Source organism: Janthinobacterium sp. BJB426 (assembly GCF_002735705.1).
Taxonomy (GTDB): domain Bacteria; phylum Pseudomonadota; class Gammaproteobacteria; order Burkholderiales; family Burkholderiaceae_D; genus Janthinobacterium.
Genome location: NZ_PDZL01000015.1, coordinates 95,312 through 113,935, shown reverse-complemented (window position 1 = coordinate 113,935; position 18,624 = coordinate 95,312). Strand labels below are relative to the sequence as shown.

15 protein-coding genes and 1 other RNA gene are annotated in these 18,624 nt (G+C 62.6%); 1 reads left to right on the top strand and 15 read right to left on the bottom strand.

What is annotated here, in order from left to right; translation table 11 throughout:
- From CSQ93_RS21405 to rnpB, 13 genes are all read right to left on the bottom strand, one after another.
- Positions 1 to 969 (bottom strand): D-alanine--D-alanine ligase, encoded by a 969-nt coding sequence (locus CSQ93_RS21405; protein ID WP_233516284.1) that lies wholly within the window; start codon positions 967 to 969, stop codon positions 1 to 3.
- Position 970: 1 nt separating this feature from the next.
- Positions 971 to 2,374 (bottom strand): UDP-N-acetylmuramate--L-alanine ligase, encoded by a 1,404-nt coding sequence (murC, locus tag CSQ93_RS21400; protein WP_099379773.1) that lies wholly within the window; start codon positions 2,372 to 2,374, stop codon positions 971 to 973.
- A gap of 10 nt (positions 2,375 to 2,384) precedes the next feature.
- Entirely contained in the window at positions 2,385 to 3,479 is a 1,095-nt protein-coding gene (murG, locus tag CSQ93_RS21395) for an undecaprenyldiphospho-muramoylpentapeptide beta-N-acetylglucosaminyltransferase (protein WP_099379772.1), read from the bottom strand.
- The gene (gene ftsW, locus CSQ93_RS21390; protein WP_035824835.1) at positions 3,476 to 4,687 is read right to left on the bottom strand and encodes a putative lipid II flippase FtsW; all 1,212 of its coding nucleotides are present in this window, start codon (positions 4,685 to 4,687) and stop codon (positions 3,476 to 3,478) included. The genes murG and ftsW overlap by 4 nt, the downstream gene beginning before the upstream one ends.
- Positions 4,687 to 6,243, bottom strand: coding sequence for a UDP-N-acetylmuramoyl-L-alanine--D-glutamate ligase (gene murD / locus CSQ93_RS21385; RefSeq protein ID WP_099379771.1), 1,557 nt, complete (start codon positions 6,241 to 6,243; stop codon positions 4,687 to 4,689). The genes ftsW and murD overlap by 1 nt, the downstream gene beginning before the upstream one ends.
- Positions 6,243 to 7,418 carry a phospho-N-acetylmuramoyl-pentapeptide-transferase gene (gene mraY, locus CSQ93_RS21380; RefSeq protein WP_099379770.1) on the bottom strand — a complete coding sequence of 392 codons (1,176 nt, stop codon included), beginning with the start codon at positions 7,416 to 7,418 and terminating at the stop codon, positions 6,243 to 6,245. Before mraY ends, murD begins: the two co-directional genes overlap by 1 nt.
- Before the next feature lie 2 nt (positions 7,419 to 7,420).
- Entirely contained in the window at positions 7,421 to 8,851 is a 1,431-nt protein-coding gene (locus tag CSQ93_RS21375; protein WP_099379808.1) for a UDP-N-acetylmuramoyl-tripeptide--D-alanyl-D-alanine ligase, read from the bottom strand.
- Positions 8,852 to 8,862: 11 nt separating this feature from the next.
- The gene (locus tag CSQ93_RS21370; protein ID WP_099379769.1) at positions 8,863 to 10,371 is read right to left on the bottom strand and encodes a UDP-N-acetylmuramoyl-L-alanyl-D-glutamate--2,6-diaminopimelate ligase; all 1,509 of its coding nucleotides are present in this window, start codon (positions 10,369 to 10,371) and stop codon (positions 8,863 to 8,865) included.
- An 8-nt stretch (positions 10,372 to 10,379) separates the two neighbouring features.
- Positions 10,380 to 12,158, bottom strand: coding sequence for a peptidoglycan D,D-transpeptidase FtsI family protein (locus tag CSQ93_RS21365; RefSeq protein WP_034748891.1), 1,779 nt, complete (start codon positions 12,156 to 12,158; stop codon positions 10,380 to 10,382).
- Positions 12,158 to 12,427, bottom strand: a complete 270-nt coding sequence (gene ftsL, locus CSQ93_RS21360) for a cell division protein FtsL (protein WP_034748894.1) — start codon at positions 12,425 to 12,427, stop codon at positions 12,158 to 12,160. The genes CSQ93_RS21365 and ftsL overlap by 1 nt, the downstream gene beginning before the upstream one ends.
- The gene (gene rsmH / locus CSQ93_RS21355) at positions 12,424 to 13,395 is read right to left on the bottom strand and encodes a 16S rRNA (cytosine(1402)-N(4))-methyltransferase RsmH (protein WP_099379768.1); all 972 of its coding nucleotides are present in this window, start codon (positions 13,393 to 13,395) and stop codon (positions 12,424 to 12,426) included. The genes ftsL and rsmH overlap by 4 nt, the downstream gene beginning before the upstream one ends.
- Before the next feature lie 9 nt (positions 13,396 to 13,404).
- The gene (gene mraZ, locus CSQ93_RS21350) at positions 13,405 to 13,833 is read right to left on the bottom strand and encodes a division/cell wall cluster transcriptional repressor MraZ (protein ID WP_034748899.1); all 429 of its coding nucleotides are present in this window, start codon (positions 13,831 to 13,833) and stop codon (positions 13,405 to 13,407) included.
- A gap of 662 nt (positions 13,834 to 14,495) precedes the next feature.
- Positions 14,496 to 14,850: RNase P RNA component class A (rnpB, locus tag CSQ93_RS21345), an RNA gene on the bottom strand.
- Between the two features lie 198 nt (positions 14,851 to 15,048).
- Between rnpB and CSQ93_RS21340 the strand changes: the two genes are divergently transcribed.
- Entirely contained in the window at positions 15,049 to 16,752 is a 1,704-nt protein-coding gene (locus CSQ93_RS21340; RefSeq protein ID WP_099379767.1) for a thiamine pyrophosphate-binding protein, read from the top strand.
- Positions 16,753 to 16,825: 73 nt separating this feature from the next.
- On the opposite strand, the gene CSQ93_RS21335 is transcribed toward CSQ93_RS21340, so the two are convergent.
- Both CSQ93_RS21335 and CSQ93_RS21330 read right to left on the bottom strand, forming a co-directional pair.
- Positions 16,826 to 17,368, bottom strand: a complete 543-nt coding sequence (locus tag CSQ93_RS21335) for a hypothetical protein (RefSeq protein WP_099379766.1) — start codon at positions 17,366 to 17,368, stop codon at positions 16,826 to 16,828.
- A gap of 151 nt (positions 17,369 to 17,519) precedes the next feature.
- Positions 17,520 to 18,605: a porin gene (locus tag CSQ93_RS21330; protein WP_099379765.1), complete on the bottom strand. Its 1,086-nt coding sequence runs from the start codon at positions 18,603 to 18,605 to the stop codon at positions 17,520 to 17,522.
- Between the last annotated feature and the right edge of the window lie 19 nt (positions 18,606 to 18,624).

The following is an 18,624-nucleotide window of genomic DNA, read 5'->3' as shown; positions in this document are numbered from 1 at the left end:
TCAGCGCTGTCCCTTGTGCATTTTCAAGCTTGCGCCGGCGACGATTTCCAGGCACAGGTCTTCATAGCTGGTGCCTTCCGCACGCGCCGCCATCGGCACGAGCGAGTGACCCGTCATGCCGGGCGAGGTATTCACCTCCAGCAGGAACAGCGCGCTGTCGGCCGTGCGCATCAGCACATCGACCCGTCCCCAGCCTTCGCAGCCGAGGGCGCGGTAGGCGGCCAGCGCGATGCGTTCCATCTCGGCCACGATCGCCGAGTCCAGCTGCGGCGGGCAGAAATACTGCGTATCGTCCGTGAAGTACTTGTTCTGGTAATCGTAATTGCCTTGCGGGGCGACGATTTCGATCGGCGGCAACGCGCGCGCCGTGGCCCCCTTGCCCAGGATAGCGACGGTGAATTCGCGGCCCTTGATGAATTCCTCAGCCAGCACCGAATCATCGAGACCGGCGGCGATGTCGTAGGCCGCCTGGAAGGCCGACGCTTCGTTGACGGTGGTGATGCCGATGCTCGAGCCTTCATGCGGCGGTTTGACGATCAGCGGCAAGCCCAGTTCCGCGGCGACCTTGGCCAGGTCGGAGCTATCGTCCAGCACCGCGTACTTTGGCGTCGGCAGCTGGTGCATCAGCCAGATCATCTTGGTGTAGACCTTGTCCATGCCCACCGAGCACGCCATCACGCCGCTGCCCGTGTACGGGATGCCCAGCTGTTCCAGCGCGCCTTGCAGGCTGCCGTCTTCGCCGAAACGGCCGTGCAGCGCGATGAAGACGCGGTCGAATTGCTCAGCGGCCAGTTCGGCCAGGCTGCGTTCGCCCGTATCGAAGCCATGCGCATCCACGCCATGGCTTTTCAGAGCGGCCAGCACGCCCGCGCCGGACATCAGCGACACTTCGCGCTCGGCCGAACGGCCGCCGAACAGGACGCCGACTTTGCCCAATTGTTTAACGTCGATAGCTGAAGCTTGGTTCACGTCAGGCCTTTACAGTGTGAGATTGATACGTTGTCAGTTGTTGCGGGATGCCGCTGATCGAGCCCGCGCCCATGGTCAGCACGACGTCGCCGTCGCGCGCCACGCTCATGATGGTGTCGGCCATGTCCGTCATGGACTCGACGAAAATCGGTTCGATCTTGCCGCGCGCGCGCAGCGCATGCGCCAGAGCGCGGCCGTCGGCGGCGACGATAGGCGCTTCGCCCGCCGCATACACTTCGGACAGCAGCAGCACGTCGGGCGCACCGAGCACCTTGACGAAATCTTCGAACAGGTCGCGCGTGCGGCTGTAGCGGTGCGGCTGGAACGCGAGCACCAGGCGGCGGCCCGGATAGGCGGCGCGCGCGGCGGCCAGGGTCACTTCCGTTTCCACCGGGTGGTGGCCGAAATCGTCGACCAGCGCGAAGCTGCCGCCATTCGGCAGCGTCACGTCGCCATAGCGCGTAAAGCGGCGGCCCACGCCGGAGAACTCGGCCAGGCCCTGCTGCGTAGCGCTGTCGGCGATGCCGATTTCGCGCGCGATGGCGATCGCCGAGCAGGCATTCTGCACATTGTGCATGCCAGGCTGGTTCAGCACCACGTCGAGATCCGGATAGCCTTCCTGCAGCACGGTGAAATGCATTTCCAGGCCCACGGCACGCGCATTGACGGCGCGCACTTGCGCGTCTTCCGCGAAACCATAGGTGGTGACCGGTTTGGTCACGGACGGGATGATGGCGCGCACGTGCGGATCGTCGATGCACAGCATGGCGCGGCCATAGAAGGGCAAGCGGTGCGTGAACTGCACGAAGGCCTGCTTGAGCTTTTCAAAATCGTGCTCGTAGGTGTCCATGTGATCGGCGTCGATATTCGTGATCACTTCGATCATCGGCGTCAGGTTCAGGAACGAGGCGTCCGATTCATCGGCTTCGGCCACCAGGTAGTCGCCCGAGCCCAGCTTGGCGTTCGCGCCGGCGCTGGTCAAACGGCCGCCGATGACGAAAGTCGGATCGAGACCGCCCTGCGCCAGCACCGATGCCACCAGGCTGGTGGTCGTCGTCTTGCCGTGCGTGCCGGCGATGGCGATGCCGCGCTTCAAACGCATCAACTCGCCCAGCATCACGGCGCGCGGCACCAGCGGGATCTTGCGCGCACGCGCGGCCGCCACTTCCGGGTTGTCTTGCGGGACGGCGCCCGACGTCACCACCGCATCGGCGTCGCCGATGTTCTCGGCCGCGTGACCGAGCATGACGGTCGCGCCCAGGCTCGCCAGGCGCTGCGTCGCCGCATTGCTGCCCAGGTCGGAACCCGACACCTTGTAGCCCAGGTTGACCAGCACTTCGGCGATGCCGCTCATGCCGCTGCCGCCAATGCCGACAAAGTGGATATTGTTTACTTTATGCTTCACAGAGCTAACCTCATGCCAGTTTTTCCAATACGTGTGCGATCGCCTCATTGGCGTCGCGCTTGCCTGCTGCCAGCGCCGCCAGCGCCATCTGCTGGCAAGTGTCGCGGCTCAGCGACGCCAGCAAGGCGCTCAGCGACGCCGCACTCATTTCCGTCTGCGGCAGATGAATCGCCGCGCCTTGTTTTGCCATCCATTGCGCATTGTCGCGCTGGTGGCTGGTGGTTGACGCCACCAGCGGCACGAGCACGCTGGCCACGCCGGCCGCCGTCAGTTCCGACAGGGTGATGGCGCCGGCGCGGCAAATCACCAGATCGGCCTCGGTATACGTCCTGGCCATGTCGTCGATGAAGTCGACCACATTGGCTTGCACGCCCGCCTGCGCATATGCGGCATGCAGGGCGTCGATATTCTTCTTGCCCGACTGGTGCGTCACCAGCGGGCGTTCGCCCTCCGGCATCAGGGCCAGCGCGGCAGGCAGGCTGTCGTTCAGCGCTTTCGCGCCCAGGCTGCCGCCCACCACCAGAATGCGCAACGGTCCGCTGCGGCCCGCGAAGCGCGCGGCTGGCGGCGCCATCGCGAGGATCTCGGCGCGCACGGGATTGCCCGTGACGACGGCCTTGCCGGCGGCGCTGCCGAAATCGGCGGGAAAGCCGAAGCACACCTGCTGCGCCAGCGGCACCAGGGTCTTGTTCGACAACAGCAGCGCAGCGTCGGCATTGACCAGCACCAGCGGCACGCCCTTCAGGCGCGCCATCAGGCCGCCCGGCACGGTGACGTAGCCGCCCATGCCCATCACCACATCCGGCTTGCGGCTGGCGATGAAACGGCGGATGGCAAAAAAGCTGGCCAGCATCTTGAAGCCGCCCTTCACCGTGTGCGCCAGGCCTTTGCCGCGCATGCCGGAAAACGCAATGGCGTCCATGGGAATGCCGCTCTTCGGCACCAGGTCCTGCTCCATGCCATGGGTCGTGCCTAGCCAGCTCACTTCCCAGCCGCGCGCGCGCATCGTCTGCGCAATCGCCAGGCCCGGGAAAATATGGCCGCCGGTGCCGGCCGCCATGATCATCAGTCTTTTCGTCGTTTTCAAGTTCGTCACGTTGTTCATAGCCGGCCTCCCCGCATCAGGATCCGGTTTTCGTAGTCGATGCGCAGCAAAATCGCCAGGCCGATACAGTTAATCAGTACGCCCGTGCCGCCATAACTCATCAAGGGCAAGGTCAGGCCCTTGGTCGGCAGCAGGCCCAGGTTCACGCCCATGTTGATGAAGGTCTGCACGCCGATCCAGATGGCGATGCCCTTCGCCGTCAGTCCCGCGAAGGTCTGGTCGATGGCGATCGCCTGGCGGCCGATGTCGAACGCCCGCTTGATAATCCAGTAAAACATGCCGATCACGACCAGCACGCCCACCAAGCCCAGTTCCTCGCCGATCACGGCCAGCAAGAAGTCCGTATGCGCTTCGGGCAGGTAATGCAGCTTTTCCACGCTGCCACCCAGGCCCACGCCAAACAGTTCGCCGCGCCCGAAGGCGATCAGCGAGTGCGTCAGCTGGTAAGCCTTGTTCAGCGCATTGTCTTCCTGCCACGGATCGAGATACGCAAAAAACCGCTCGCGGCGGAATTTCGACAGGGCGATGATGGTGACGAAAATCGCCGTCAGCATGGCGCCGATGCCGCCGAACCAGATGGCATTGACGCCGCCCAGAAACAGGATGCCCATGGCGATGCAGACGATCACGCCGAAAGCACCGAGATCGGGCTCCATCAGCAGCAGCAGGCCGACGAAGCTGACGGCCAGCGCCATCGGCATGAAGCCCTTGGTCAGCTTGTGCATGTATTCCTGCTTGCGCACCGTGTAATCGGCCGCGTACAGCACCATCACCACTTTCATCAGCTCGGAAGGCTGCGGCCGCAGGCCCGGCAGGTTCAGCCAGCGGCGCCCGCCATTGACCGACACGCCCAGGCCCGGTATCAGCACCATCACCAGCAGCACCAGGGTGCCGATGAACAGCCACGGCGCCATCTTTTGCCAGGTGGCGACGGGGATGCGGAATACCAGCGCGCCGACAATGATCGAAATACCGATGAACAGCGCCTGGCGCACGACAAAATAATTGTTCGTGTAGGCGGCGAACTTGCGCGCATCGGACAGCGAAATCGACGCCGAATACACCATCACCATGCCCAGCAACATCAGCAGCAGGACGACCCACACCAGCGGCTTGTCGTAGTCCATCATCTTCGACTGCCGCGCGCGGCTATCCAGCGGCTTGGCAGCCGAGCCGGAACCAAAGCTGAAGGGCAGTTGAAAGGCCATCAGATATCCTGTCCGTTTTCCAGGGCGATGTCGCGCACGGCGTCGACAAATACCTGCGCGCGGTGCGCATAGTTCTTGAACATGTCCAGGCTGGCGCACGCGGGCGACAGGAGCACGGCGTCGCCGGCCAGCGCCAGGCTGCTGGCGCGCTTGACGGCTTCCGGCAAGGTGGCGCAGTCGACGATGTCCACGCCGGATGGTTCAAGCGCCGCACGCAAGGCTGGCGCATCGCGGCCGATCAGCACCACCGCGCGCACGTAGCGCGACACGGGTTCAGCCAGCGGAGAGAAATCCTGCCCCTTGCCGTCGCCGCCGGCGATCAGCACCAGACGCTGTTCCGCGCCGCCAAACGCCTTGCCCAGGCCAAACAGGGCTGCCACTGTCGCACCCACGTTCGTGCCCTTGCTGTCGTCGTAATACTCGACTTCATTGACGGCCGTGATCAGCTCCACGCGGTGCGGCTCGCCCTGGTATTCGCGCAAGCCATGCAGCAGCGGCGCGAATGGCAAGCCGATGGCGCGGCACAGGGCCAGCGCCGCCAGCGCATTCGAGGCATTGTGCTGGCCGCGGATTTTCAGCGCGTCGGCCGGCATCAGTTTTTTCGCCATCGTCGGCACCGGTTCGGGCGCCGGATCGTTCTTCCTGCGTTTCTTCTCGATCACTTCTTCGCTAGGCACGGCTTGCGCCAGCCAGAAGATGCCCCGTTCATTGACCAGGCCAAAGCTGTCGACTTCCGCCGGCTCGCCCGTGCCGAAGGTGATCGTCTCGGCCAGCGGATCAGCCATGTGCATCACAAGCGCATCGTCGCGGTTCAATATGCGCACGGTCTGCTCGCCGAAGATGCGCGCCTTGTCAGCGGCATACGCCGCCATGTCGCCATGCCAGTCCAGGTGGTCCTGCGACAGATTCAAGACCGTGGCCGCATCGGCCTGCAGGCTGAAGGTCGTGTGCAGCTGGAAGCTCGATAGCTCCAGGATCCACGCCTGCGGCAAGGTGCTGGCCACGGGTTCGGCGACTTCTTCGCCTTCAACCACAGGCTGCGGCGCCGGTTCGGCGTCCAGCACTTCGCGCAGCACGTCCAGCGCGGCCGGGCTGATATTGCCGGCTACGCGCGTGAGCAATCCCGCGCGTTCGCACAGCAAGCCTACCAGGCTGGTGACGGTCGTCTTGCCATTCGTGCCCGTGATGGCGATGACTTTCGGCGCATAGCCGCGTTCCGTTTTCAGCGCGGCCAGCGCCTGCGCGAACAGCTCGATCTCGCCCCATACGGGGATATTTTTTTCCAGAGCGGCAGGCGCGATTGCCGACAGTTCGCGGCCAGGTGCCAGGCCGGGGCTGACGGCGACGAAGTCGACGCCATCGAGCAGGTCGGCCGTGAAGGCGCCGGCGATGAACTGCGCCTGCGGCACGGCGGCCTGCAAGGCTGCCAGGCGCTCGGGCGCCTCGCGCGTGTCGGCTACCCGCACGGTCGCACCGCTGCGGGCCAGCCACAGGGCCATGGCCAGGCCTGACTCCCCGAGGCCCAGTACCAGTGCGGTTTTAGCGTCGTACATCATCAGCGCAGCTTCAAGGTGGTCAGGCCGAGCAGCACCAGCATCATGGTGATGATCCAGAAACGCACGACAACCTGCGTCTCCTTCCAGCCTTTTTGTTCAAAATGGTGATGCAATGGCGCCATCAGGAAGACGCGGCGACCAACGCCAAAGCGCTTCTTGGTGTACTTGAACCAGACGACTTGGATGATCACGGACAGCGTTTCAACGACAAAGATGCCGCCCATGATGAACAGGACGATTTCCTGGCGCACGATGACGGCGACGGTACCCAATGCGCCGCCCAGTGCCAGCGCGCCCACGTCGCCCATGAACACTTTCGCGGGGTGCGTGTTATACCAGAGGAAAGCCAGGCCGGAACCGGCCAGCGCGCCACAGAAGATCACCAGTTCGCCGGCGCCCGGGATATGCGGGATGAACAGGTAGCGCGCATACGTGGCGTTACCCGTCAGGTAGGCGAACAGGCCCAGGGCCGTGCCCACCATCACGGTCGGCATGATGGCCAGGCCATCGAGACCATCGGTGAAATTGACGGCGTTGCTGGTGCCGACGATGACGCAATAGGTCAGCGCAATAAAGCCCCATACGCCCAGCGGATAGCTGATGGTCTTGAAGAACGGGACGATCAGGTCGGCCTTCGGCGGCAAGTCCATGGCGAAGCCCGATTGCACCCAGGCGTAGATCAGATTCCACACCTGGCCGGCATTGGGCTCGGAGATGGAGACGGAAAACGCCAGGTAAAACGCGGCGGCAAGGCCGATCAGCGACTGCCAGAAGTATTTCTCGCGCGAGCGCATGCCTTCCGGATCCTGGTGCACCACCTTGCGGTAGTCGTCGGCCCAGCCGATGGCGCCAAAGCCCAGGGTGACGATCAATACGGGCCAGATGAAGCGGTTCGACAGGTCGGCCCACAGCAAGGTCGAAATGCCGATGGCGATGAGGATCAGCACACCGCCCATGGTGGGGGTGCCGTGTTTTTTCAGATGCGTTTGCGGGCCGTCCGTACGCACGGCCTGGCCGACCTTCATGCGCGTGAGCATGCGGATCACGGCGGGACCGGCGCACAGGCCGATCAGGATCGCCGTCAGGGTGGCGAAAACGGCGCGGAACGTGATGAAGTTAAAGACCCGCAGTGGGCCAATGTCGTCCTGGAAATAATGAGCGAGCCAGAGCAGCATGATTAGTGAGCTTCCTTGTTATTGTTGTTTGAACCAATCAAATGCTGCACGGCCCGTTCCATCTTCATGAAACGGGAGCCCTTGATTAATACTGTTGCATCCGAACGGCCGGACAAATGCGCATCGAGCGCCGCCAGCAAACCGTCGAACTGTTCGAAATACTCCACGACCGTGCCTGATTCCTGGCTCGCGGCTTCCTGCGCCGGATTGACCAGATGGCGCGCCAGGCCGCCCGTCGCCAGCACGTGTTCGATGCCTTTGGCGGCGGCGTAGGCGCCGATCTCTTCGTGGAACTGCTGCCCCTGCGTGCCGACTTCGCCCATCTCGCCCAGCACCAGGATGCGCGGTGCCGCTGCCTGCGCCAGCACATCGATGGCCGCGCGCGCCGAATCAGGATTGGCGTTATACGTGTCATCGATGATGGTGGCGCCATTGGCGGCACGTTTTTTCTGCAGGCGGCCATTCACGGGAGAAAACGCCTCCAGGCCCTGCTTGATCTGTTCTGGCGCGATGCCGGCGCCGACGGCGCATGCCACGGCCGCCAGCGCATTGCGCACATTGTGTTCGCCCGCCGCCTGCAAGCCGACAAAAAACTGGCGCAAGCTGCCGTCCGGTGCGCGCACGCTGACGAACAGGTCGCTGCCAAAATCCTCGGCCGCGCGGTGCGTGCAACTGACGTCCGCCTCTTTCGACAGGCCGAAGGTGATGACGGCGCGCGCGCCGGCAAGTTCGCGCCACACGGGCGTATATTCATCGCCATGCGGGAAGACGGCCACGCCGTCATGCGCCAGGGCTGCCAGCGCGGCGCCGTTCTCGCGTGCCACGGCTTCCACCGTATGCATGAATTCCTGGTGTTCGCGCTGCGCGTTGTTGACCATTGCCAGGGTCGGCGCGGAAATCGCGGCCAAACGGGCAATCTCGCCAGGATGGTTCATGCCCATCTCGATGACGGCCGCCTTGTGCGCGGCGCTCAGGCGGAACAGGGTCAATGGCACGCCGATTTCATTATTCAGGTTGCCGCGCGTGGCCAGCCGGCCCTCTTCGCCAAAGGCCGCCGCCAGGATGACCGAAATCATCTCCTTGACGGTGGTCTTGCCATTGCTGCCGGTGACGCCGATGACGGGTAAATTGAAACGGCCGCGCCAGTGGTTGGCGATGCGGCCCAGCGCCACCAGGGTATCGGCCACCACGATGGCCGGCACCTTGCCGCTGTCCCAGCCTTCAGGCAAGCGCTCGACCACCACGGCGGCGACGCCGCGCGCGGCCACTTGACCCAGGAAATCGTGGGCGTCGAAACTCTCGCCGCGCAAGGCGACGAAGAGCGAACCGGCTGGGGCGCTGCGGCTGTCGGTGGAGACGCCATCAAAGGATGCGTCGCCCGTCAACTGTGCGCCGTCCAGCGACGGCATCAGTTCTGCCAGGCTTGCGTGCATCAGGCGATCCATCAGTTCGTCCTCATCATCGTCAGGCGCGCGGACAGGGCCAGCTGCGCATGGTCGGCATCGGAGAACGGCAGTTTCTTGCCCTTGATTTCCTGGTACGGCTCATGGCCTTTGCCCGCCAACAGGATCACGTCCGGCTTGGCCGCGTGCTTGATGGCCGACAAAATGGCCCCGGCGCGGTCTTCGATGGCTTGCGGCTGCGGACCGTCGGCACGCATGCCGGCGACGATCTGCGCGATGATGGCGTGCGGGTCTTCGCTGCGCGGATTGTCGCTGGTGACCAGCACGTGATCGGCCAGCTGCGCGATGGCGCCCATCTGCGGACGCTTGCCCGGATCGCGGTCGCCGCCGCAGCCGAACACGCACCACAGCTGACCGCCCCGCTCCTGCGCCACCTGGCGCAAGGCGGCCAGGGTTTTTTCCAGCGCGTCCGGCGTATGCGCGTAATCAATGACGACCATCGGCGCTTCCTGGCCGCCCACCTGCTGCATGCGACCGGGGGCCGGTTGCAGCGATTCGATGCCGTCGATGGCGGCGCGCAGGCCGGTGCCGTGCGCCAGCAAGGCGCCCAGCACCGCCAGCGCGTTGCTGATATTGAAGTGGCCCACCAGCTGCGTCTTGACCAGCGCCACGCCGAGCGCGCATTCGAGGTGGAAGTCGGTGCCGGCATGGCGGCTGCGGAACTGGCTGGCGCGCAGCATCAGTACGCCCGGCAGGTCGGGCAAGGCGGCCGCATCCTGCAAGGTGTAGCCGATGACGGGATATTCGCCGGCCAGCTTGCCCTCCACGTGGCGCGCCAGGCGCAGGCCCATGGCGTCATCGAGGTTGATGACGGCCGTTTTCAGGCCAGGCCAGTCGAACAGTTTTACCTTGGCCGCCTCGTAGGCCGCCATGTCGCCATGGTAGTCGAGGTGGTCGCGCGTCAAATTGGTAAACATGGCGACATCGAAATGCATGCCCGCCGCGCGATCCTGGTCCAGGCCGATCGACGACACTTCGATGGCGACGGCCTTGGCGCCGGCGTCTCGCATTGCGGCCAGTTTGCGCGCCAGCAGCACGGCGTCCGGCGTGGTGTAGCCGGTCACGTCGAATTCGATGGCGCCGCGCGGCTTGCACAGGCCCACGCCCAGGGTCCCGATGACGGAAGAGGTTTCACCGAGGCGCGCCAGGGCTTGCGCCAGCCACAGCGCGCACGAGGTCTTGCCATTCGTGCCCGTCACGCCGGCGCTGAACATGGCGCTGTCGGGCATGTCGTAAAACGCATGCGCCACGGGGCCGGCCAGGCGTTTCAGGTCGCTGACCAGCAGGTGCGGCACGCCCCATGCGGCGTTCCACTCCACGGCGTCATGCACGATGGCGGCGGCGCCCTGCTCGATGGCGGCGTCGATGAAATGCGTGGCGCCCGCATAGGCGAAAAACACGTCGCCGCGCTGCACGCGGCGCGAATCGGACGTCAGCTGCCCGGATGGGGCGGCCGCTTTGATCCACAAACTGATGTCTTGTATGGTCATGAGTGACTTCACATGGCCTCCGGGCCGGCATTGGCCGGGACCACGATTTCGGTAACGGAGGAATCGGGCGGTACGTTCATCGCGCGCAGCGCATTGGTCGCAATCGCCGCGAAAGCGGGAGCGGCAACCTGGCCACCATAGTGGGCCGGGCCGGTCGGTTCATCGATCATCACCGCAATGATGAAGCGCGGCGCCGACATCGGCACCATGCCAACGAACGAGCCGATATATTTGCGCGGCATCGCATAGCGGCCGTTTTCCACTTTATAGGCGGTGCCCGTCTTGCCGCCCACGCGGTAGCCGGCGACCTGGGCGCGCTTGGCCGAGCCGTGCGCGCCGGAGACCACCAGTTCGAGCATGGCGCGCATTTCGGCGGCCGTCTTCGGCTTGATCACTTGCTGGCCCACGGGCAGTTCATTGACCTTCTGGAACGACAGGGGAATCGTGTCGCCATCGCGCGCGAACATCATGTAAGAGCGCGCCAGCTGGATCAGCGACACGGAAATACCGTTACCGTAGCTCATGGTCGCCTGCTCCACCGGGCGCCACGATTTATACGGACGCACCCTGCCGGCCACGGCGCCGGGGAAACCCCATTTCGGCTGCTGGCCGAAGCCCACCTTGGTAAACATTTCCCACATTTCCTGCGACGGCATGCCCAGCGCGATTTTCGAGGTGCCGATATTCGACGACATCTCGATGATTTCGGAGACATTGATCACGCCATGCGGCTTGGTATCGGTGATCGTGCGGTCGGCGATGGTATAACGGCCCGGCCCCGTGTCGATCAGGGTGCCCGGCTTGACCCGGCCCGTGTCGAGCGCCAGGGAGACGGTGATCGGCTTGAGGGTCGAACCAGGCTCGAAGGTATCGGTCATGACGCGGTTGCGCAGTTGCTGGCCCGTGAGCTTGCGGCGGTCGTTCGGGTCGTAGCTGGGGTAATTTGCCAGGGCCAGCACTTCGCCCGTGTGCACGTCGAGCACCACGGCGCCGCCGGCTTTGGCATTGAATTTTTCCACCGCTTCCTTCAGCTGCGTGAAGGCGATGTACTGGATCTTGCTGTCGACGGACAGGGTCAGGTCCTTGCCGTCGTGAGGTTCGTGGATGAAGCCAATGTCTTCGACGATGTGGCCCAGGCGGTCCTTGATCACGCGGCGGCTGCCGGTAGTGCCGACGAGGGTTTTCTGCTGCGCCAGTTCCATGCTTTCCTGGCCCACGTCTTCCACGTTGGTAAAGCCCACCACGTGGGTCATCACTTCGCCCTGCGGATAGAAGCGCTTGTATTCCTTGCGCTCGTCGATTCCGTCGATGCCGAGCTTAGAGATCTTGTCGGCCACGTCCATCTCGACCTGGCGTTTCAGGTAGACGAAGCTGCGGTCCGAATCTAGCTTCTTGCGCAATTCGTTGACGTTCATTTCCAGCAGGCCGGCCAGCGCATTGATTTTTTCCGGCGACGCCTGCAGCACGTCGTCAGGGATGGCCCAGATGGCTTTCACAGGGACGGACGAAGCGAGCACCTGGCCGTTGCGGTCGGTGATCTTGCCGCGCGTGGCAGGCAATTCCAAGGTGCGTTCATAGCGCGCCTTGCCCTGCTTTTGCAGGAACTGCGTCGACACGCCCTGCAGCCACAGGGCGCGCGCGCCCAGGCCGGCGAAAGCGAAGAACAGCAGGAACAGCACGACGCGCGAACGCCAGACGGGCAGACGCACCGCCAGTACGGGGTTCTTCGAGAATGGCACGCCTTTCGATGCCGCCACCCGGCCGTTGCTGTTACCGCCCAACTTCATTATTCGCCCTCCGTCAGGTATTGCGTACGCGCCGCCGTCAGCGGCGTCATGCTCAGATCGCGCCGTGCGATCGATTCGATGCGTTCATGCTTGCCCAAAGTGGACTGGTCCAGCTGCAGTTGCGCCCAGTCGATGTCGAGCTGGCGCGACAGCGCTTGCGCGCGTTCCAGGTCGATCAGCAGGTGGCGCGACTGGTACTGCGCATTCACCAGCGACAGGCCGCAGCACACCAGCAGGGCCGACAGCACGACACACAGCTTGCCAGTCATCGGGAGCCGCCACTGGCTGGAATGGGCAAGCGCTGCGCCACGCGCATCACGGCCGAACGCGAACGCGGGTTGCCCTCGATCTCGGCGTCGGACGGCTTCATCTTCGAAATCAGCTTCATTTCCGGCTGCGGCAAGTCGACCGCGCGGATCGGCAGGCGACGGTCAGGCTGCTCCACGTTCGCCTTCGAGGCGAAGAAGCGCTTGACCATGCGGTCTTCCAGCGAGTGAAAGCTGATCACGGCCATGCGCGCGCCGGGCGCCAGGCAGGCATACGCCTGGCTCAGGCCGATCTCGAGATCCTCGAGCTCTTTGTTAATGAAAATGCGTATGGCCTGAAAGGTGCGGGTAGCGGGGTCCTTACCCTTCTCGCGGGTCTTGACGGCGCCTGCCACGATGCCGGCAAGCTGTCGTGTGCTTGAAATTGGCTGGACTGCCCGGCCAGCAACAATCGCCTTTGCAATCTGAAAAGCAAACCGTTCTTCCCCATAATCGCGTATCACTTTCTCTAAATTCTGCTCGGTTTCCACCGCCAGCCATTCGGCTGCGGAGATGCCGCGCGTGGTATCCATGCGCATGTCCAGCGGTCCGTCGTTGCGGAAGCTGAAACCGCGCGCCGCGTCGTCGACTTGCGGCGACGAGATGCCCAGGTCGAGCAGGATGCCATCGACCTGCTGCACACCGCGTTCGGCCAGGCTGGCCGTCATGGTGGCAAAGCTGTCATGGACGATCTGGAAACGGGGGTCGGCGATCTGTTCGGCCGTGGCGATGGCTTGCAAGTCCTTGTCAAAGCCGATCAGGCGCGCGTCGGGCGCCAGGCGCGACAAAATCAATCGGCTATGGCCGCCGCGGCCAAACGTGCCATCGACGTAAACGCCGTGCGCGCGGTCGCCCGACAGGTCGAGCGCATCGACCGCTTCATCGAGCAGCACCGTGCGATGCTGAAATTCCGGCACCGTGAGTTGTGTCATTACGGAGCCTTAGAAAGAAAAATTGGAAAGTACATCGGGGGTGCCGGCATCGATCGCCTGCTGTTCTTTGTCAGCCAATTTGGCGGCATCCCATATTTCAAAGTGGCTGCCCATGCCGATCATCATGACTTCGCGCGCCAGTCCGACGGCGTTGCGCAATTCGGGCGAGATCAGCACGCGGCCGGCCGAGTCCAGCTCGACGTCGACGGCGTTGCCGAGGAAGATGCGCTGCCAGGCGCGCGCCGACATGGGCCAGGCGGCGATTTGCTGGCGGTGGCTTTCCCACACGGGACGGGGGAAAAACAGCAGGCAGCCATCGGGGTGTTTGGTCAGGGTCAAGCGGCCTTCGCATTGAATCGCCAGCGCGTCACGGTGCTTGGCAGGGATAGACATCCTGCCTTTGGCATCGAGATTGATTGCGGACGCGCCTTGAAACACGGAAGACCTTTTTTGAGCTTGGGTTGCGACGCTTGCGCATCACGATGAAAAGGGAAAATTTCCCACAAAAACACACTTTTTCACACAGTTGCCCACTTTAGAGGAAGCAAAGATAGTGGTCAAGCGGTTTCCGATTGGCAAAACAGGAATTTTATTAATGAAATTAAGGACTTAGCGCATATCGTTGAAGGAGTCTCAAATAAAAATATATCGATAAATTAGATACTTATGAAAGATAGTGAATGTGCTACCTCATCTGCACACATGTGTTTTCCTACCGTAAACATCGAAAAAAACGAAATCGAAAAATTGAATTTTTTACAGTTAGTTGACACATGACAATACTTTCGTCATCCAGACACAACAGCAATCAGCGGCCGAGAAAGACTTGGTTTAAAGCAAAAAATAATCGTCCAAGGCGCGTATCGCCCCTGTTTTCCGGGGCTGGCCTGACGCAGGAAAACTATTTTTGCAATGCAGCAATTAATTGTAGATAGGAAACTTTAACCATTTATTCATTTTTAGTTGTATATACAACTTTATCTTAAGTACTATATTTTTAGAAACAAAAAAAGCCCCTTTACGGGGGCTTTTGAGTGGCGCGCAGCAGGCAAAGGCGCCGCGGCCGGGATGCTCCCTGGCAGACCAGGAAGCAGGAATTCAAGTGAAGCAGGCCGGTAGGCCGGATTTTGTTACGGCGCCTTCCCTTGCAGGTCGGCGCTATGACAGTCATTCCTCTAGGCGCCAGATTACTCGGACGCTCAAGCTTTCTACCCGCACGCTCCGCGAGCAGCATCATCGCGTGCCTATTTGAAATTGCACCAGGTGGAGGTTACCGCGTTTCACCGTAACTTAATACGCTCGTCTCTGTGGCCCTATTCCTCGCCTTATACCATGGGCTAACTGCGCTTGCGGCTTTCAGCGGACGGCCGTTAACCGTCACCCCGCTCTATGGAGTCCGGACCTTCCTCCCGCCAGCGCATTGCTGCGCCGGCCAGCGACTGTCTGGCCTGCTTCACCCGCCATTGTACCGCGCCGCAGCAAGTTTCTGCAAAAACGCGGCGCGCCAGTCGGGGGATTGTGTAATTCGGTGTCGCCATTTCAAAAGCCGGGCCAAATCGGCTCACATAGAATGAGGCAAGCTGCTTGCATGCAGGCGCATGCGCACCGCTTGCCCCATTTCTTTGCCACCCACTAGAATATAAAGAGCCGAACATGACGCAACAACCCCGTACCGGCGGCCAGATCCTGGTCGATGCCCTGCAGATCCACGGTGTCGACACCGCCTTTGGCGTGCCTGGCGAAAGCTACCTCGACGTGCTCGACGCCCTGCACGATTCGGGCATCCGCTTCATCATCAACCGCCAGGAAGGCGGCGCCGCCTTCATGGCCGAAGCCTACGGCAAACTGACGGGCAAGCCGGGCATCTGCTTCGTCACGCGCGGACCGGGCGCCACCAACGCCTCGATCGGCGTGCATACGGCCTACCAGGATTCCACGCCGATGATCCTGTTCATCGGCCAGGTGGGCAATGATTTCGTCGACCGCGAAGCCTTCCAGGAAATCGACTACCGCCGCATGTACGGCCAGATGGCCAAGTGGGTGGCGCAGATTGACCGCGCCGAGCGCATTCCCGAGTACCTGGCGCGCGCCTTCCAGGTGGCCACCAGCGGGCGCCCCGGCCCCGTCGTGCTGGCCCTGCCGGAAGACATGCTTATTTCCATGGCGACTGTCGCCGACACGCGCGCCTACCAGCCCGTGCAGGCGGCGCCGTCCAGCGTCCAGCTGCAGCAGTTGCGCGGCATGCTGGCGACCGCCAAGCAGCCACTGGTCTTGCTGGGCGGCACCACCTGGACGCCGCAAGCGTGCGCCGACCTGCAGCAGTTCGCGGAAAGCAACCACCTGCCCGTCGCGTGCACCTTCCGTTTCCAGGACTTGCTCGACAATGCCCACCCGAACTACATCGGCGACGTCGGCATCGGCATCAACCCGAAACTGGCAGCGCGCGTGAAAAATGCCGATCTGGTCATCGCCATCGGCCCGCGCCTGGGTGAAATGACGACGGGTGGCTATACCCTGTTCGATTCGCCCGTGCCGCGCCAGCGCCTGGTGCACATCCACACGGATGCCGAGGAACTGGGCAGCGTCTACCAGGCCGAACTGATGATCAACAGCGGCATGCCCCAAGTGTGCGCCATGCTGGCCGCCATGGCGCCCGTCGATGCGTCCGCCTGGCAGCATACGCCAGCCGAAGCGAAGGCCGAGCTTGCAGCCTACCAGGAGCAGCCGCCCATCTTCCAGGATGGCCAGGCGCCGCTGGACCTGTGGCAAGTGACGCAAGAGATCATGACGCAAGTGCCGGCCGACACGATCCTGACGAACGGCGCCGGTAACTACGCCTCGTGGGCGCACCGTTTTTACCGCTACGGCGGCCTGCGCACGCAGCTGGCGCCGACAAATGGCGCCATGGGCTACGGCGTGCCGTCGGGCGTGGCGGCGAAGATCGTACATCCCGAGCGTACCGTGATCACCTTCGCCGGCGATGGCGAATACATGATGAATGGCCAGGAACTGGCCACCGCAGTGCAATACCAGGCGGGCGTGGTCATCATCGTCTTCAATAATCAGATGTTCGGCACCATCCGCATGCACCAGGAACGCGATTATCCGGGCCGCGTGTCGGGTACGACCCTGCACAACCCGGATTTCGCGGCGCTGGCGCAAGCGTATGGCGCGCACGGCGAAGTGGTGAATACGACAGAAGAGTTCGCCCCTGCCCTGCAACGGGCGCTGGCGCACGCCAAGGCGCACAATCTTCCGGCCCTGATCGAGCTGCGCTACGACGGCAATCTGATCACGCCGAACGCGACGCTTGCCACCATCCGCGCCACGGCGGAAAAGGCGCAGGCGGTCAAATAAGTCCCTTGCAACGCTGAAAATGACAAAGGCCCGGTCGATACCGGGCCTTTTTCTTTTTGTCAGCGGCAATCGCTCAGGCGGCGGGCGCTGGCGCGCTTTCTTCGGCAGGCACTGTCTCGGCCGGCGCTTGTGGCATCGGCGGGCATGGCGTGCAGTTTTTCAGGGGACGGCCGAAATCGCGCACGCGGCTCAGTTTCATGGGCATGCGCACGTTGCCGCCGCAATAATCGCCTTCCAGGGTCAGGGTCTGCCCATCCTTCGAAAACTTGCCGACGATGGTGCGTTCTTCGCTGTCGGCACCGGCGATGGTGAAGTCGAAGGCGCCCGTGGCGGCGTCCAGGTTGACGTCATTGGCCACGATGGGCCAGCTCAGGGCGCCGGCCGTGAATTCATAGATGACGGAGTCGGCCTCGGCAAAGCGGTGCAGGGTGACGCGCTGGCCGCCGATCTCGCCGCTATCCTTTTGCAGGCACAGGTCGGAGTAGACGGCCACGCCGTAGCGCTCCAGTCCGGCCGGCTTCTTGCCCTTGACGGCAGCGACAGCGGCGCCCGTGGCACCGGCAAGCAGCAGTGCGGCCAGCATGGCGGCCAGGCGCGGCGATGGGTATGAATACATGGCATTCCTTTACTTGAGTAACGGCGCCATTATAACTGGCGCCGCCAATGCAAAAACGCGCCGCCAGGACTAGCCTGGAGACGCGTTTTCTTGCTTATCAGCATCCCCGAAGGGATGCTGGCAGCGGTACTAAGCTTCGCTTGCGCGAATATTAGAACGAGTGACGAACACCAACGTTGAACGCTTGGTCGCCCGAACCAACATTGCTGTTGTTACCAACGGTGTAACCAGCGTTGTTTTTGTTCGAGATCTTGGCGTACGAAGCGTAGGTGCTGGTGCGCTTCGACAGAGCGTACGAGTAGCCCAGTGCGAACTGGTTCGCATCGGCGTTGATGCCCGATTTGTCGTTGACGTGGATAACCGAAGCCATCACGGTGCCAGCTGGACCAACTGGTACGGTTGCGCCGATCAGGGCGGTGGTGCTGTCGTTGGTCAGACCACCGGTCGATGCGGTGTTGAACAAGTTACCAGCGTTGGCGTTGTTACGGATCGAGCTGTTGTCGCCTTTGTTGACGCCGTATGCAGCATACGCTTTCACAACGGTGAAGTCGTAGTTAGCGGCTACCAGCCAGTTACGTGCGCTGCCAGCATCGCTGATTGCGGTTTCGTTGCTGGTGGTGTTGTAAGCAACACGTGCGTTTAAAGGACCGTTAGCGTAGCCAACCGATGCGCCCATTTGGCGACCGATTTTGCTGGATACCAGGCTCTCTTGGCCGTTGCTGGCGGTGCTGTAAGCAACGTCAGCATCGAAACCGCTGAAGTTAGGCGAGGTGTACAGCACGGTGTTGCTGGTACGGGTGGTGTTCGCTGGGAACAAGTTCTTGGCGGAACCGGAGTAACCAACTGCGAATGGATCAGCAACTTTCGACAGGGTGTTGTACCAAGGGGTGTATTGACGACCCAGGGTTACGGTACCAGCCGTTTTGCTGCTCAGGCCAACGTAGGCTTGACGACCGAACAGGCCTTCGTTTGCATTTTGCGCGCCGGTGTCAACGTTGAAACCCGATTCCAGAACGAACAGTGCCGACAGGCCGCTGCCCAGATCTTCGGTGCCTTTGAAGCCGATACGCGAAGCCGAAGCAACGCCGCTATCGATTTTGTTGACGGTGCCGGCTTTGCCGCCGCGCTCGCTGACGAAACCAGCGTCAACGGTACCGTAGATAACAACGCTCGATTGAGCTTGGGCTACGCCAGTGGCTGCTGCCAGGACTGCCAGGGTGATCAGAGTTTTTTTCATTGCGATTTCCTTTAATTTT

Coding starts and splice junctions, on each gene's coding strand:
- CSQ93_RS21365 (WP_034748891.1), bottom strand. CDS start 12,158: ATGAAGTTGGGCGGTAACAGCAACGGCCGGGTGGCGGCATCGAAAGGC.
- murG (WP_099379772.1), bottom strand. CDS start 3,479: ATGAACAACGTGACGAACTTGAAAACGACGAAAAGACTGATGATCATG.
- mraY (WP_099379770.1), bottom strand. CDS start 7,418: ATGCTGCTCTGGCTCGCTCATTATTTCCAGGACGACATTGGCCCACTG.
- CSQ93_RS21330 (WP_099379765.1), bottom strand. CDS start 18,605: ATGAAAAAAACTCTGATCACCCTGGCAGTCCTGGCAGCAGCCACTGGC.
- murD (WP_099379771.1), bottom strand. CDS start 6,243: ATGATGTACGACGCTAAAACCGCACTGGTACTGGGCCTCGGGGAGTCA.
- CSQ93_RS21340 (WP_099379767.1), top strand. CDS start 15,049: ATGACGCAACAACCCCGTACCGGCGGCCAGATCCTGGTCGATGCCCTG.
- ftsL (WP_034748894.1), bottom strand. CDS start 12,427: ATGACTGGCAAGCTGTGTGTCGTGCTGTCGGCCCTGCTGGTGTGCTGC.
- CSQ93_RS21375 (WP_099379808.1), bottom strand. CDS start 8,851: ATGCACGCAAGCCTGGCAGAACTGATGCCGTCGCTGGACGGCGCACAG.
- ftsW (WP_035824835.1), bottom strand. CDS start 4,687: ATGGCCTTTCAACTGCCCTTCAGCTTTGGTTCCGGCTCGGCTGCCAAG.
- rsmH (WP_099379768.1), bottom strand. CDS start 13,395: ATGACACAACTCACGGTGCCGGAATTTCAGCATCGCACGGTGCTGCTC.
- CSQ93_RS21370 (WP_099379769.1), bottom strand. CDS start 10,371: ATGACCATACAAGACATCAGTTTGTGGATCAAAGCGGCCGCCCCATCC.
- CSQ93_RS21335 (WP_099379766.1), bottom strand. CDS start 17,368: ATGTATTCATACCCATCGCCGCGCCTGGCCGCCATGCTGGCCGCACTG.